The following is a 15980-nucleotide window of genomic DNA, read 5'->3' on the forward strand; positions in this document are numbered from 1 at the left end:
GCGGTCAGGTCGGGAAGTTAGGGAATGGTTATGAGGTTGATTTCCGGCGGGCAGTTGAAGCGGCCCGGCCCTATATAGCCTATGCCGCGGGTGACGAATACCTGCTTGTCCTCATAAGGATGGAACCCGGAGTACATGGTTTCCCCTTCCGACGCCAATAGCGGGGTGGAAAAGAAAGGCAGTTTGATTTGGCCTCCATGCGTATGGCCGGAGAGCATCAGGTCCCAGCGGTAATTTCCCAGCAATTCCCTTCCTTTGGGGTTGTGGCTCAGGACGATGGTTGGCATGGGCGAGTTTTCCTCCAATTCGCGCGGGCTCATGCACCGGTCCGGGAAAAAGTCACCCTCCCGCAGGTCTCCCAGCCCCACCAGTTTGAATTCCACATTTCCCAGCCTGGGGATGGAGACGAAGGCGGCGGAATTCCTGAGCAGTGTGAAGCCCCCTTCCTTCAGGACGCGTTCCACATTGTCCGCAAGGGCCATGTCATGGTTGCCCAGACATGCGTAGGCCGGGGCGACGGAGGAGAGGCGTTTCATCTGGGTGATGTAGTCGCCTGCATGAGTGACCCGCAGAAAATCCGTGTACAGATCTCCCAGAAATACGATCATGTCCGGTCTGGCCTGTTCCGCTATTGTTGCCGCTTTTTCCAGCAGAGGCAGATTGGTGTGGATATCCGACAATACCAGGATACGAAGGCCGGAAAGGTCGGGTACACATCCGGCAGGGGCCGTGTTTTCATTAAATTCCAGATGATTGGCTTCCCAATGCATGTAGGAGGCCAGTAGGGACCCCAGCAGAATGACAGCCGCGGCCGCATACAGGAGCTTGCGAAGCTGGGAACGCTTTTTGGAGAAAGGGTGGGTGGTCATGATAGGGAGGGGTTGAGAATGGCCAGTTCCGGCAGGGTGAATAATCCGTTGCGGCGCACCAGCTTCCCGTCCAGGTAAATATCTCCGCCCCCGGCCGCTTCCGTCTGGATGCATACCATGTCCCAGTGGATGCGGGACTGGTTGCCGTTGTCCGCCACGTGGTAGGCCTGCCCCGGCGTCAAGTGGAAGGAGCCGGAAATTTTTTCGTCAAACAGGATGTTGCGCATGGGGCGTGTGATGGCCGGATTGACGCCGAAGGCGAATTCTCCCAGCCTCCGCGCGCCGGGGTCTGTGTCAAGAATGGCGTTGAGCTCCCCTGTTTTATCTCCCGCTTCCGCATGCACGACCAGTCCGTTTTTCAGCGTCAGGCGGATGTTGTCAAAGGGGATTCCCTGGAACAGGCTGGGCGTATTGAAGGAAATGTGGCCGTTGGCGCTGTCGATGACGGGGGCGGTGAATACTTCTCCGTCGGGCAGATTGCATTCCCCTGCGCACGGGATGGCAGGCAGCCCTTTGATGGAAAAGGAAATGTCCGTTCCCGGCCCGGTAATTTTCACATATTCAGCCTTTTCCATCATGGCGGCCAGCTTTCGCATGGCGGGACGCAGGGCGGCGTAATCCATCAGGCAGGTGCGGAAATAGAAATCCTCAAACTCTTCCGTGCTCATGGCCGCCTGCTGGGCCATTCCCCCGGACGGCCAGCGAAGCCCGCACCAGCGCGTATGGCGGATGCGCCGCTGGGAGACGGGGTTCAGGGCTTTCATGGCGGCGGCCATATTTTCCTGTGGAACGGAGGACAGTTCAAAGGCGTTCCCCCCGCCGCGTATTTCAATGTAGGCGTCCATGTCCTCCATTTCCGCCAGGCGGTGGCGGCCGATGATGCCGTATTGTTCTTCCGTTGCTCCTGAGAGCATTTCCCGGTTCAGGCGGGACTGGTTCAGGCGCAGAAAGGGTATTGCTCCCGCATTCCTCGCCTCCCGGATGAGGGCTATTCCCATTTCCTCCGGAATATCCGTCAGTTCCAGCAGAACCCTGTCTCCGGGGCGCAGGGCTGTGGAATACCCTGCAAGCTGGGCTGCAAGGGCCTGAAAACGGGGGTCTCTCATGCCTTTATTAGGCAAATACGGCAGCCTTTTTGTCAAGCCGGAGACTTGCCACGGGCAAAAAACTGTGGTTTTATCCCCCGGATGTCCAGATTGCCCAAGTTAGGAATACTCGGTTCCGGTTCCGGTTCCAATTGCCAGTCCATTTATGATGCCATCCAGTCCGGTTCTCTCCGGGCGGAAATCGCCGTGGTGATGTCTGACAATCCGGACGCCTATATTCTGGAACGCGCCCGTTCCTGGGGCATTCCGGCGGAGGTTATTGACTGCGGGGGATTTAAAACCAGATTTCCGGAGGAATCCCAGGCATCCGTTGCCGCGCGCCTGAAGCAATACGGCGTGGACTGCGTGTGCCTGGCGGGATTCATGCGCTTGGTGAAACTTCCGCTGCTGAAGGAATTTCCTTCCCGCATCCTGAATATCCACCCTTCCCTTCTTCCAGCCTTCCCGGGGCTTCATGCCTGGGAGCAGGCTGTGAACGCCGGAGCTGCGGAGAGCGGCTGCACCGTCCATTATGTGGATGACGGAATGGATACCGGCCCCATCCTGGGCCAGGCTCGCGTGCCCGTGCTGCCGGGGGATACGCCGGAAAGCCTTCACGCCCGCATTCAGGAGCAGGAGCATACCCTTTATCCCGCCATGATCGCCCGCGTTCTGGAAACGCTGGCATGACCTGATTCTCCTTCTGACCGGAAAGCAATCCGGCCTCCTGCCGGGAGAGGATGACAGGATGACCGATTCTCTTGTCTTGTGATATGAACGGAATCCGTTAAAAAGGAGTCCTCTTTTCAAAGAAAGGATAAAAATACCATGAAGATGAAACCTTCCATCGCCCTGTTTGCCGCTTCCGCTCTTCTGGCGGGTGTGGCAGGCGCGCAAGAAAAGGCCGCCGAAGCTCCGGCAGCCGACCAACCCAAACAAGAGAAAGAAATTACTGTGTCTCCCGAACAGATGAAAAAGGACCTGGGCTATTTTCTGGGTTTCCAGAGCGGTCAGCAACTTGGTTCCATTCCTACCCTGACCTTTGACGACCTGGACCAGGAATCCTTCCTGCAGGGCATCAAGGACGGCATGGTCCGCAAGCCCGCCAAGGACCAGGAACAGCTGAAACCCGCCCTGGATGCGTTCCAGAAGCAAATTGACGAACGCATTTCCGCCAAGGCCAAGGCCAATTTGGAGGCCAGCAGGAAATTCATGGAGGAAAACGGCAAAAAAGAAGGCGTCACCACAACGAAGTCCGGCCTCCAGTACAAGGTTGTGAACAAGGGCGGCGAAGAAAAATTTGATGAAAAGAAGTTCAAGAACCCCATGTTCAAGGTGAAGTACAAGGGCACGCTGCTGGACGGCACCGTGTTTGACGACACCAAGGGCAAGTCCGTGGAACTTCCTCTCCAGGTCATCCCCGGTTTTGCCGAAGCGCTGACCACGATGCCCGTCGGCTCCAAATGGATTGTCTACATTCCTTCCGAGCTGGCTTACGGGGAAAACACTCCCGGCGCTCCGATTGAACCCAATTCCCCGCTCATCTTTGATCTGGAACTGGACGGCATTTCGGAAGCCCCTGCTCCCCAGGGAGGCCCCATGAGCATTTCTCCGGAACAACTTCAGGAGATGCTTAAGCAGAGCGGCGCCCAGCAGCAGTAAGGAAAAAATAATTCAAGTCAGGGCCGTTCCCGGGAGGGAGCGGCCTTTTTGTTTCTATCCGTACCGCTTTCATCAGGAAAGCGAATGGGCAGACTGGGAATTTATAATCCTGCTTCTTTTCTTAATCTATGTATTTTACTTGTAATGAAAGAGTGATGGTTTTGCTTCTCTGGATATGTAGGCGGATATGCTGGACAGGTGGAGTTTATTATTTTCCATTATTTATTTAATGTGAGTCATTTCTGAAAATAGACTTGCCAACGGATTATAAATCCGGGTATTACTGGTCACAATATCTTTGATCAATATGAGACTTCATCTCCCTCCGTCCTTGCGTTCCGCCCTTCTCGCTTCCCTGGTTTCCTTCTCCGGCATTTACTCTTATTCCCATGCTGCAACCTCGGCGGATTTCTGGCAGATCCCCGATTTTGGCGGTCCTGATTTTACATGGACGGGGGCTGGGGAAGGCGACGCTGTGGGGACGGCAGGCAACTGGGAGGGAGGCTCGGCGCCGTCCCGCGTGGACAATAAGGGTCCGCATTTGATTTTTAATGGCGTGGATGTGACGGTTACGGGAACGCCTCCCAATACCTCGGACGGAGGCGGTATTTCCGTTACGGGGAACGGAAGTGTGTCTGTGGGGCTTGGACAATGGGGCGGCAATGTTTACGTGGAAAAGGGTTCCTCCCTTACCACTTCTTTCGGTACCCAGCTCAAAAATATGGAGCCAGAGGGGCATGCCAATATCTATGTGGACGGCACTCTGAACATGACTACTCCGGGAGGGAATCTCAATTTTGACAATGGTACCGGTGCCGATAATCATTACTGGCACATTGGGCTTGACGGAATGATCAACCTGTCAAACACCACCACAATTACCAAGAACGCCAAAACATGGAATGTGGAGGTAGTGGTTGCCAGCGCCATGGAAGGGCTTGCGGTCACCAATCGCGAGATGGTTGACGACGCCCTGATCACACGCTATTTCATGTCTACAGGGGCTGATTTGGGGGCATCCCTGGATTCCCTGCGTATTTGGAAGCAAACCGGGGATGATGCTTATGAGGCATTGACGAGGGTTGATTCCGCCGGCCAGCTGGGGGCGGGTAATTTCCTGCTTGTTTCCAACGGTTCCGGCATGTCCGTGCAGTACAAGGGGGAAGGGTATGATGCAGAAACTCTGGTGTGGAATTCCAACGGGACATGGAGCAATACGGGAACGGGCTGGTACAAGCAGGGTGACGGAACCAAGACGGATACTTCCTTCCTGAATGGGGATGCCGTTATCTTCACAGCGGCAGAAGGCTCCAAAACAGTCAATTTCTCCGGAGGGCTCAATGTCTCCTCCATGACATTTGAGACGGATTATACGCTCCTTCCCGGGGAAGGCGCCACTCTTTTTGCCCAGGAAACGGTTTTAAGCAACGGCTCGTCCCTGACGTTGGGTGACGGGGATCACCGTTTTTCCGGTTTTGAAAGCCTGGTGACGGGAGGGGAAAATTCTTCCCTCATGGTTTACATGAAAACGGAGGCTTCTTCTGCAGGAAGCGTCAATTTGCTGGAGGGTTCGGCCCTTCAGAATCTTTACGTTTATGGAGCCTTGAGACTGGGGGCTTCTTCCCAGTCGGGATCATGGATGCTTGGCGGAGCCAGCCTGCATATGATGGCGGGTTCTACCATGGTGTTCGGTTCCGATGCGGGGACATCCATCGGAGCGGGGCAAACGGTAATCGCGGAGGGCAGCTTGAATGTCTATGCGCAGAATGTTTCCGACAGCAACACGTATCTCTGGAACCTGGTGGGCGGCGAGAGCGTCTCGACTGGAGATACGCTGACCTTTAACGGGACCAGCAATCCGACCGTAGCAGGGAATATCACATACGCCGGGAATATCGTATCTGGCGCCCAGACCGGTTCCACGGTGACGTTTACGGGAAATATCCAGGCGGAATCGTTCAAGGTAGCCCATTATTACGGCAGGGTTCATATGGCCGATAATGAATTGGAAGTTAATAAACTGTGGGTCGGGGCCGGCGGTGGGTATGACAATTCCTTATATGGTGCTCTTGATCTTGATTCCGGCAATGTGACTACGGCAGGCCAGGTCCGGCTTGCCGAGCTGGGGCATGGGGTGCTTAATGTGAACCAGGGTTCCTCTCTGACTGTCACCGGCAGCAATAATACCCATAGCACAAGCGCCAGTTTCCTGCTGGCTCACTGGGCTTATTCAGGGGAACTTAATTTGAGGGGCGGTTCTTTGACTGCATTGCAGTCCTCGATGCATCTGTCCTGGGATGGCACTGGCATTTTCAATGCCGCGTCCGGAACGGCCAATTTGCAGGGAATGGACTTTTGGGCTTCCGGAAGCGGTTCATTCCGGGGCAGTTTCCTGTTGGGCGGCGCAACGTCCGGGGATGCCAGGGTGAACATAGGTTCTTCGGGCATTGCCAATGTGGCGGGAGCGGCCGTTATCAAACTGGGAGAAGGCACTCTGGGGGCTTTGTCCAACTGGGGTATAAGCTATAATCCGGATTTCACGGCATCTTATATAGAACTTCTGGGCACGGTGAATGGGACTATCCTTGACACGCTGGATGCCAATGACCATGCCACGGGGCGTACTGTGACTTTCTCCAACGGGCTGAAGGGAGACGGTAAGCTCGTGAAGGTTGGCGACGGGGTTCTGGTTCTTAACGGAACAGCCCAGGCCCCGGTTCCTGCCGAAGGAGAAACGGCAGCCGTCCCCGGCTTTACCGGAACAGTGGAATTGAGGGAAGGCGGTTTGACGGTGAAGGATTCCAGCGTTATCGGGCAGGGGGCTTTGCTGATCGGAGGCGGTCTTACTGTGAACGTTACGTCCGCGGACGGGTATGTGCTGAATGCCGGTTCCACGCTGGGCTCCACGGGAATTTCCGGAGGAACGGCTACTTTATCCGCCGGGTTGACGTTAAACGGCGGCACCCTGAGCTTCAGTTCTCTTGATTCGGAGACGGCGGCCCTGACCGTCAACTCCATCAGCGGCAGTGAGGCTACGGAAGTACGGCTGGGGCTGTCTTCCCTGGAAACGGGGATTAGTTATGCCTTGCTTTCCGGAGCAGGGTTGACGGAAAGTTCTTTCTTTACTTTGGGCGGAGCTGCTGCGGAGTTGTACAATGGAACGTTTTCCGTCAGCAACGGCACTCTTTACGTCAATTTGAGTGACAAGGAAGGTTTGTTGAGGTGGAAGAGCGGCACTTGGAATACGGAAAGCTCGAATACTTCCTGGAGCCTTGACGGGACACCGTCAGCTTATGCCGACGGGGAGACCGTATATTTCTCCAATGGCGATGGCGTGGATAAAAATGTGACGATTGCGGGGAATGTCGCTCCAGGCAGAATCAATGTTTCCGGTACGGATTTCATTTTTACGGGTGACGGTTCCATTACCGGGGATACGACGCTGAACCTGCTGGATGGAGCTTCCCTGACCATGAACAACGCCAACTCCTATGCCGGGGATACCGTTCTTGGCGATGGCAGCAAACTCGTTGTCGGCAATGCCGGAGCGCTGGGCACCAGCACGGTCCTGTTGCAGGGAGATTCCGTTCTGGAACTGACCACGGGGACGTGGAACGGGTTGGGAACACGTTTGAACGTCAATTCCTCAGGCACGCTGAAATTGAGCGGGAACGCCTCCGGAACGACAACGGCCGCCCTGACTGGAGTCAGGTATGAGCTGGGAGCCAATACCACGCTGACCCTTTCCGCCGGAACCTATGGAAATACGATTACCGGGGCCGGTACGCTGATATCCGCGGTAGGAACGAATGTCCTTAATGGAAATGTTGATATTACAGGAGAGTACAGGGTGCTGGCAACCAACGGCACGGCATGTACCTGGACGCTGGGGGCCGGCGCTTCCGTGACGGCGGGAAGCTTCATCGGCCGCTACGAGTACAATGGAACAACCACGCTCAACATCAGCCGGGACGCCGTGATGAACATTACCGGCACGCTGCGGATTGCCCGTGACGGAAAAGGCGTCATGAATATTGGTTCGGGCGGCATGGTGCTGGCCCAGACGCTGGATTTGGGGCAGAACTGGGATGGAGTAAGCGCCAAGGGCGCCACCATTAATCTGAATGGCGGTTCCCTGCTTCTCGGTTCAGGCGGCATGACGGCATCCGGAAATACCAATACGATTGCCCTGAACATGAACTCCGGGACGCTGGGGACGACGGCGGCGGAAGGCTGGTCTTCCGCCTACAATATGTCCCTTACTGGAAATGTGACGGTTGATACCCGCCAGTATGATGCGGAAACCAAGTCCTACCATGACCAGGCTTCCACCGGCATCACCCTCGGAGGCGTCTTTTCCGGAGCGGGCGGCCTGACGAAAACCGGCTTAGGCACCTTGACCCTTTCCGGGCAGAATACCTATACGGGCCTGACTAATGTCCAGGCCGGAACGCTGGCGTTTACGAATACGAATGCCATGGCCCTGGGCAGCATTTCCATGGGTGCGGGCGCCAGAATGACGACGGCTTCTGCTCTGACGCTGAATAGCGGCGCTACCCTCACTTTTGACATGACGGGCGTGGTGGCGAATGAGCCTGTCATCAATATCACGGCCGGGTCCCTGGCTCTTACGGATTCGTTCTGTGTGCTGACTATCAATAATTATGGTGAATTGGAGGCATCTAACTATGTCCTGGCCCAGTGGGCTGCGGATGGAAGCCTGACGACGGATTCCTTCACATGGACGCCCGACATCACCAGGGAAGGGTTCGAATATTCCGTGGTGGTGGAAAATAACCAGCTTGTGCTGAAGGTTGCTGACGTCAGCGGGGACAATGGTTTTGTCTGGAACGGAGGAACGGACCGGAAGTGGATCAACACCAGTGTTGACGGCTGGACGACGAGGCTGACGGGGGCGGATACGCTGGATAATCAGGAAATTTACTTCTCCTCCGCGGAAGCGGGTGAAGTCAAGGTTTCCGGCATTGTAACTCCCAAGAGCGTTGTTTTCAACAGCGGCGCTTACACGTTGGTCAGCGATCCTGACAGCGAGGGGGCTATTGCGGATTCCACAGCTCCCACCACGCTTACCGTGAACGGTACGGCTGAAGTTGCCTTAAACCTGGCCAATACCTATACCGGAGGGACGATACTCAATGGCGGTACCCTTACCATTGGCGCTGACGGAGCGCTGGGAACGGAAGGGGATATTATATTCAACGGGGGGACGCTGGCCTATGCGGATTCCGTTGCCGGTGAGGATGCGACAGGGTATGACATTTCCAGCCGTGTCAACGTCGGAGACGGAGGTTTCCTGAACGTTTCCGTGCTTGGCGCCGGGGATACCGTTTCCTGGGCCGGCTTGTCAGCCGATGTCATGGGGGCCGGCACTACCCTGACCAAAACGGGAGCGGGCACGCTGGCCCTTGGATACGCAGGGAATACCCTGGCCCACCTTACTGTGGAAGAGGGCACGCTCGCTTTCACGGGCGGTGCGACTATCGGCGTAAATCCGAACAATGCTACTATTGTTCGCGTCAGTGAAGGCGCTTCCCTTGCTCTTTCCGGCGGAACCGTCAACCTGCATGCCCAGCTCAATGGGGCGGGCACCGTCACTATCGGGACTGCGGATACTGCGGGACTGGTCAATATCTCCAATACGGGCAATACCAACTTTACTGGCCGCCTGGAACTGGTCGGCAACGGGGTGAATATGAATACCAATGCCAACTGGGTAGCCTTTGGGGCAGGAAATACGCTGGGAGGCGGTACCGTTTTCATCGACGGCAAGGGCTTCCATTTTTCCGCGGGTACGACGGCGGCCAATTTTGAAATCGGCGCAACCCACGGTGCGATGCAGAACGGCTCCTCCGGCGCCACATACACTTTCTCCGGAAACCTTTCCGGTTCGGGTACGTGGGCCATGGCTGCGAACGTTCGGATGAACAATGTCCTCACGGGATCCCTCAAGGACTTCTCGGGGACCCTGTCCACCAATGAGACTTCCGCCAACAACAATCGCCAGGCCTGGAACTTCGGTTCCGGCGGGGTTTGCGCCACGGGTGAAGGGAATTCCGTTTTTGGAGACGGCGCTATTCTGGGAGGTAACACGGGTTCCTCGGATACCGGGCTGGCCGCACAATACAACGTCAACTACAACAATACGGAACTGGTGTTGAACGCTCTGGTGCAGGGCAACTCCAGCCTGACGCACGCAGGCACGGGCACTCTGATTCTGGATCAGGCCAATACCGCTACGGGAGCGCTCGGCATTACAAATGCCGGAGCCGTAGTCCAGCTTGGTACGGAAGACAAGGCCGGCCAGTGGGCCGGAACCGTGCTGAATGGAGCGGGAACGCTGAAAATCGTCAATGGCGCGCTGACCTCCGCCATGACGCGGGCGGAAGGCGCCACGGCAGCCATTGTCGTGGACTCAGCAGCTTCTGTCAATTTGGGGGGGACTGACGGCAGCATGCTCAAGGGCATTACGCTGGCTGCCGGAGGCTGGCTTACCAACGTTTCCGGAGATATTACGGTGGGGGCGGGAGCCACGGAAACATTGAATCTTACCTTGAGAGCGGATAACATCAACCAGGATGCGGCCGGGGCGGCCATCATTGACCAGGGAGACGGCAGGCTTGTCATCAACAATCCCGCCACAGTCAATCTGGACATTGACGCCATTGTGAACACGCTCGTCGCCCATAAGGAAGCCGGTGCGGAAAGCTGGCTCACCCTGACGACCGGAACGCTGGAATGCGAAAACCTTGGCGATATCCAGTTCAGCAAGATTCTTTCCAATTACGGTATCCGCGTGACGGGCACCGATGGAGGAAGCCTGGTGCTCAGCGGGCAGGTCAGCGGGCTTTATATGGTGGATGATTCCTCTACTTCCGATCCTGATACCGTCACCAACTACGGCACGCTGGGGATGTACTCCGGCGTGGTGATTTCCCAGGACAAGACGCTTACCGTTCAGTTGGCCGGCGCACCCGGCGATTCCGACGGGGACGGCGCGGTCATCAACAACCTGCTGGGCGCTACGGGAAGCACGCTGAAAGTGGAAAACACCAGTGCGGACGGAGGCAACGCTGTTGTCATCCTCAACAACGAACGTCTGGAAACGGGATTGCCTGCTCCTGATGATTACGCCGGTGCGGATTCCATCATGGGCGGAAGCATTGTCGGGGAAAACGGAGTCACCTTCGTCAAGCAAAACACGGGCAATCTGACAGTCAACGGTTCTTTTGTGACGGACACCCTGCGTGTGGAAGGCGGTTCCCTCGCTCTTAACGGTGAAGGGAACAGCTTTAATCATGTGGAACTTGCCGGCGCAGAGGAAGGGAGTGTTCTGGACATCAACCGGAATACCGTCATGGGTGATTTGACGGACAGCGGCGAAGGCGCAGCCCTGAACATCGGCAGCGGAGCCTCCCTTTCCGTCAACGGCGCCAGCAATCTTTCCTCCAGCACCATCCAGGGCAGCGGAACGCTGACCCTCCGTGATACGCTGGAAATTTCCGGAACAGCCTCCCTTCAGGGCGGTGTTCTTCTTGATCTGGCAAAAGATGACGATTCCACGGGAACGCTCGACCTCGGTTCGACATCCGGCAGCACCGTTTCCGGAATCGGCGGAGAGGGAACACTGAAGAGCGCAGGAGGCGTTTTGACCGTCAATACCGGTAATTCGGGCGGCGGTTCCGTTTTCAGCGGTACGCTGGAGGGACGCGGGCAGCTTAATATTTCCGGCAATGCCGGGCAGACGTTTGAAAACGTCATGACCGCTGCCGGCAGCAGCTGGGCAGTTAACAGCACGGGCCTTCTCAATATCCGGATGGGTGGGACGGTAGACAACCCGAGAGCCAATACGGCGCTGACCCTCAGCAGCTTGACGCTGGGAGACGGTTCCAGTACGAACCTTACCTTCAACACGGACTACGCTGGCCCCATTATCAGCGTGACCGGAAATATCAGCATCAGCCAGGGCGCGGAAATAACTCTCAGTTCTACTGGCGGGAATGAACTGACTCTGGACGCAGACGGAAGTTATACGCTCATGCACGCGGATGGCACCATTGATCTGGGAGGAAGCGACAGGCTGGCTATCCTGCTGGATCCCTCCTCCTCCGCTTTCAAGAAATTTGAAAATGATGCGTACCTGGTGATGGAAAACGGCAACCTTGTTCTGATGGCCACGGCTTCCAAGGACAATAAATATGCCCGCCTTGCGGATACGTTTAATTCCAGGGCCGGAGCAGAACTTCTCTGGAACCTGCCCGGCGATCTTGCTGCGGATTCCATCCTCAAGAAGGTGGATGACGCCGTAGGAGCCCTGACGTCTTCCAACCCCTCGGAAGCGAAACGCACCATGGCAGCAGTGGCTGGGAGCACGGTCAACGCGCTGGGGACGGCACAGAGGGACGCCCTGCGCGACCAGATGGGCTGGATCAGGAACCGGACCACCCTCATGGGCGTCAACCCGGCCTACGTCAACGACGACCTCCCCCGCTTCCACATGTGGATGGAAGGCACGGGCTCCTACGCCAAGCTCGACACCCGCGGGGATGAAAGCGGCTACCAGCTCACCACCTGGGGAGGCACGGTAGGCATGGACGCGGACCTCAGCGACCGCCTCACGGTGGGAGCGGCCTTCACGGCCGGCTACGGCGACCTGACGGCCGGCGCGGCGGACAGCGCCGACGGGCACCTGGACAGCTACTACGCCAGCCTCTTCGGCCGCTACCAGGACAGGCGCTGGGCGCACACGCTCATCCTGACGGGAGGGTGGAACGACGCGAAACTCAACCGTACGGTCAACTATGGGGAAGGAAGCTACGGGACGCAGGGAAGCACCAGCGGGTGGGGCTTTGGAGCGATGTATGAACTCACCTACGACGTATACCTCAACGAAAACCGCAGCAGCGTGCTGCAGCCGCTGTTCAACGCCTCGGTGGTGACGACGCGGATGGACGGCTATGAGGAAACGGGTGCGGGCAACGCGGGCCTGAACGTCGGCAGGCAGGACTGGACGACGGGGACGCTGGCGCTGGGCGGCCGGTGGATGGGCCTGGTGGGCAGCAACATCTTCGGACGAGAAGCGCTGGCGGAAATCCGAGTAAACGCGGCGCAGGACCTGGGAGACCGGAGAGGGGAAACGAACGTCTCTCTGCTGGGCAACCCCGGCTTTGCGCAAAGCGTGAGGGGGGCGAAAGAGGGAACGACGGCGCTGCAGCTGGGAGCCGGACTGAGCGTGCCTGTAGGAACGAAGGGAACCATCTACGTGAACGGGAACGCGGACATCCGTGACGGGTCCAGCGCACTGAACGGAAGCGTCGGCTACCGCTACGACTTCTAACAAGAAAGAAAACACAAGGAGGGGGCCCCACCCCCGAAAGGCCTTCCTCCTGACCCTCCAGAGCCGCTCCGGAACAACTTCGGAGCGGCTCTGTTGCCTGAGGAAAGCCCCTTGGGGCGGCCCGGATGGGCCAAAAACAAAACAGCGGCAAGAAAAAAGAATGCGCCGTCCCCACGGAAGCCATGGCCCTTTTTCCCCTCGTCCCCTCCCGTGAAACGCCTCATCCTCTCCTCAAATCTGTAAAAACGCGCCAAATGTTTCCGGAAGCCCTCTCCGCTGTCCGGAGCCGGAAAAGAACGGAACGCGAGCAATAGGGCCTTTTTTATGCGATTTCAGCGGAATTTTGCAAGGCTAGGCCCTACGCGCGCGCACGCGATTTATAACATTAGTCTTGCAAAAAATTAAGATAAGCGTAATATATTTCGGTTATGTCCGAAGATACCAACGAGGTTGTTGAAACCACCGTTTCCACGACGGCGCAGCATGAATACGGCGCCGCGCAGATTGACAAACTGGAAGGCCTGGAGGCCGTGCGGAAGCGGCCCGGCATGTACATCGGGGACCCTGACGAACGAGGCTTGCACCATTGCGTATTTGAAGTGCTCGACAACTCCATTGACGAGCATCTGGCCGGCTATTGCAGCAAGATTGACATTGTCATTCATGTGGACGGTTCCATTTCCATCGTAGATAACGGGCGCGGCATTCCGGTGGATATCCACCCGAAGTTCGGCATTCCCGCTGTGGAGCTGGTTCTGACCAACCTGCACGCGGGCGGCAAATTCGGTCAGGGTGCGTACAAGTACTCCGGCGGCCTGCACGGTGTGGGCGCCAAATGCGTGAATGCCCTGTCCGACTGGTTCAAGGCGGAAGTGCGCCGGGACGGCAAGCGCTATCAGATCAAATTTGAGCGAGGCAAGACGGTGGAACCCCTCCGCACTGTAGGTTCCTGTGCCTGTGAAGTCACGGGAACCACGATCACGTTTTTCCCGGATGCCACCATTTTCACGGATACCACGGAGTTCAAGTTTGACCGCCTGACGACGCGCCTGCGGGAACTGGCTTTCCTGAATCCCGGCCTGGTCATTGAACTGATTGACGAGCGTGAAGCTCCGGCGCGCCGGGAAACGTTCTTCTATAAGGACGGCATTGTGGAGTTCGTACGTCAGCTGGGCACGAACAAGGAAGTGATCAACGAGGACCCCATTTCCATTTCCGGCGTCCGGAAGGTGGAAGTGGAGTACGACGGCAAGAAGATGGAGGACGATGTTCTGGTGGACGTTGTGTTCCAGTACAACAACACGTATGAAACGAACATCCTTTGCTTTGCCAACTCCATTTACAACGGGGACGGGGGAACGCACCTTTCCGGGTTCCGCGGCGCCCTGACGCGCGTCATCAACGGTTACGCAAAGGCCAACGGCCTGTTGAAGGAAAAAGATCCCTCCCTGAGCGGCGAAGATGTTCGTGAAGGCCTGGTGGCGGTTATTTCCGTCAAGATGCCCAACCCGCGTTTCTCATCCCAGACGAAGGACAAGCTGGTGAATACGGAGATTGAAGGCGTGGTGGGCAATGTCGTGTACGAGGAAATCAAGACGTACTTTGAAGAAAACCCGGCGATGGCCAAGAAGATCATCGAGAAGAGCATCACGGCCGCTCGTGCCCGGGAAGCCGCCCGCAAGGCGCGTGAAACAGTCCGCAAGAGCGCTCTCTCCATCGGCGGCCTCCCCGGCAAACTGGCGGATTGTTCCGACCGGGATCCCGCGAAGTGCGAGCTGTTCATTGTGGAAGGTGACTCCGCAGGCGGTTCCGCCAAGATGGGGCGCGACCGCCGCACGCAGGCTATCCTGCCCCTGCGCGGGAAAGTGCTGAACGTGGAAAAGGCCCGCCTGGACAAAGCCCTGGGGAGCAAGGAAATCCAGAACATGATTACGGCCATCGGCGCCGGAATCGGGGAAGGGGACGATGAAGCCTCCTTCAAGCTGGACCGCGTGCGCTACCACAAAATCATCATCATGACTGATGCCGACGTGGACGGCGCCCACATCCGCACCCTCCTTCTCACTTTCTTCTGCCGCCACATGCCGCAGCTGGTGCGCGCCGGGTATCTGTACATCGCTCAGGCGCCCCTGTACCGCATCATCCGCAGGAAAAAGGAAGAGTACGTGCAGGATGACGTGGCCCTGAACCGCAAACTGATTGAACTGGCCGTTAATGACGTGACTCTGCGTTTCGCAGACGGCTCCCGTTCCTTCTCTCCCGAAGAACTCTCCGCCATTCTGGAAACGCTGGTCAACCTCCAGCGCTATACGGAATCCATGCAGGCGCAGGGCGGTTCCCTGGAAGACCTGCTCAGCCATCGGGAGACCAACGGGGAATTCCCGGAATTCCTGGTGAAGGTGCGCTGCGGCAATGAAGAGGAAATACTCTTCTTCCATGACATGGAGGCCCTGACCGCCTTTTCTGAGGAAAACAGGGACCTTTTCATCTTTGGCACGCCCTCGGAAGAGGAGTTGCTGGAAAATCCGCTTCCGGAACGGGAGGGGCCCAGCCGCCGCTCCATCACTCATGAACTGCATGAAGCCAAAGCCATCACGCGGGCCCTGGCCCGGCTGGCGGAACTGGGCATTCCGGGGAATATGATTGTCTCCATGGATACGCCCCTGTTTGAACTGGTGGAGGGTGAAGGGGATAAGGAAAAAGTAACGCCCCTGTTCTCCGTCATGGACATTCTGGAATCCGTCATCTCCATCGGCAAGCGCGGGGTGGAAATCACGCGATTCAAAGGGTTGGGTGAAATGGATGCCAAGGACTTGTTCAAGACGACGATGGACCCGGAACGGCGCGAGCTGCTCCGCGTCATCCTGAACGATGACAACGCCGTCAGGGCCGATGAAATGTTCACCATCCTGATGGGGGATGTGGTGGAACCCCGCAAGAATTACATCGTGGATCATGCCCTCAATGTCCGCAACCTTGACATTTAACCCCCGCACTCTCTTTCAGCAC

The 15980-nt window shown here is 57.1% G+C and carries 6 protein-coding genes; 4 read left to right on the plus strand and 2 right to left on the minus strand.

What is annotated here, in order from left to right; all coding sequences use genetic code 11:
• Nucleotides 1-17 precede the first annotated feature (17 nt).
• Together yaeI and AMUC_RS06860 are read right to left on the minus strand one after the other, a co-directional pair.
• Nucleotides 18-869 carry a phosphodiesterase YaeI gene (gene yaeI, locus AMUC_RS06855; RefSeq protein WP_012420319.1) on the minus strand — a complete coding sequence of 284 codons (852 nt, stop codon included), beginning with the start codon at nt 867-869 and terminating at the stop codon, nt 18-20.
• Nucleotides 866-1975, minus strand: coding sequence for an aminopeptidase (locus AMUC_RS06860; RefSeq protein WP_012420320.1), 1110 nt, complete (start codon nt 1973-1975; stop codon nt 866-868). Before AMUC_RS06860 ends, yaeI begins: the two co-directional genes overlap by 4 nt.
• An 81-nt stretch (nt 1976-2056) precedes the next feature.
• Between AMUC_RS06860 and purN the strand changes: the two genes are divergently transcribed.
• The 4 genes from purN (at nt 2057) to gyrB (ending at nt 15958) form a co-directional block, all read left to right on the plus strand.
• Nucleotides 2057-2644: a phosphoribosylglycinamide formyltransferase gene (purN, locus tag AMUC_RS06865; RefSeq protein WP_012420321.1), complete on the plus strand. Its 588-nt coding sequence runs from the start codon at nt 2057-2059 to the stop codon at nt 2642-2644.
• A 138-nt stretch (nt 2645-2782) separates the two neighbouring features.
• The gene (locus tag AMUC_RS06870; RefSeq protein ID WP_012420322.1) at nt 2783-3616 is read left to right on the plus strand and encodes an FKBP-type peptidyl-prolyl cis-trans isomerase N-terminal domain-containing protein; all 834 of its coding nucleotides are present in this window, start codon (nt 2783-2785) and stop codon (nt 3614-3616) included.
• 307 nt (nt 3617-3923) lie between these two features.
• On the plus strand, nt 3924-12971 hold the full coding sequence (locus tag AMUC_RS06875; RefSeq protein ID WP_012420323.1) for an autotransporter-associated beta strand repeat-containing protein: 9048 nt from the start codon (nt 3924-3926) through the stop codon (nt 12969-12971).
• 428 nt (nt 12972-13399) lie between these two features.
• Nucleotides 13400-15958 carry a DNA topoisomerase (ATP-hydrolyzing) subunit B gene (gyrB, locus tag AMUC_RS06885; protein WP_012420325.1) on the plus strand — a complete coding sequence of 853 codons (2559 nt, stop codon included), beginning with the start codon at nt 13400-13402 and terminating at the stop codon, nt 15956-15958.
• The last annotated feature ends 22 nt before the right edge of the window (nt 15959-15980 follow it).

It is taken from the genome of Akkermansia muciniphila ATCC BAA-835, assembly GCF_000020225.1.
GTDB classification, from domain to species: Bacteria; Verrucomicrobiota; Verrucomicrobiia; order Verrucomicrobiales; family Akkermansiaceae; genus Akkermansia; species Akkermansia muciniphila.

Excerpts from the sequence above, each read along its gene's own strand:
- yaeI (WP_012420319.1), bottom strand. The coding sequence starts at position 869 with ATGACCACCCACCCTTTCTCCAAAAAGCGTTCCCAGCTTCGCAAGCTC.
- AMUC_RS06860 (WP_012420320.1), bottom strand. The coding sequence starts at position 1,975 with ATGAGAGACCCCCGTTTTCAGGCCCTTGCAGCCCAGCTTGCAGGGTAT.
- purN (WP_012420321.1), top strand. The coding sequence starts at position 2,057 with ATGTCCAGATTGCCCAAGTTAGGAATACTCGGTTCCGGTTCCGGTTCC.
- AMUC_RS06870 (WP_012420322.1), top strand. The coding sequence starts at position 2,783 with ATGAAGATGAAACCTTCCATCGCCCTGTTTGCCGCTTCCGCTCTTCTG.
- AMUC_RS06875 (WP_012420323.1), top strand. The coding sequence starts at position 3,924 with ATGAGACTTCATCTCCCTCCGTCCTTGCGTTCCGCCCTTCTCGCTTCC.
- gyrB (WP_012420325.1), top strand. The coding sequence starts at position 13,400 with ATGTCCGAAGATACCAACGAGGTTGTTGAAACCACCGTTTCCACGACG.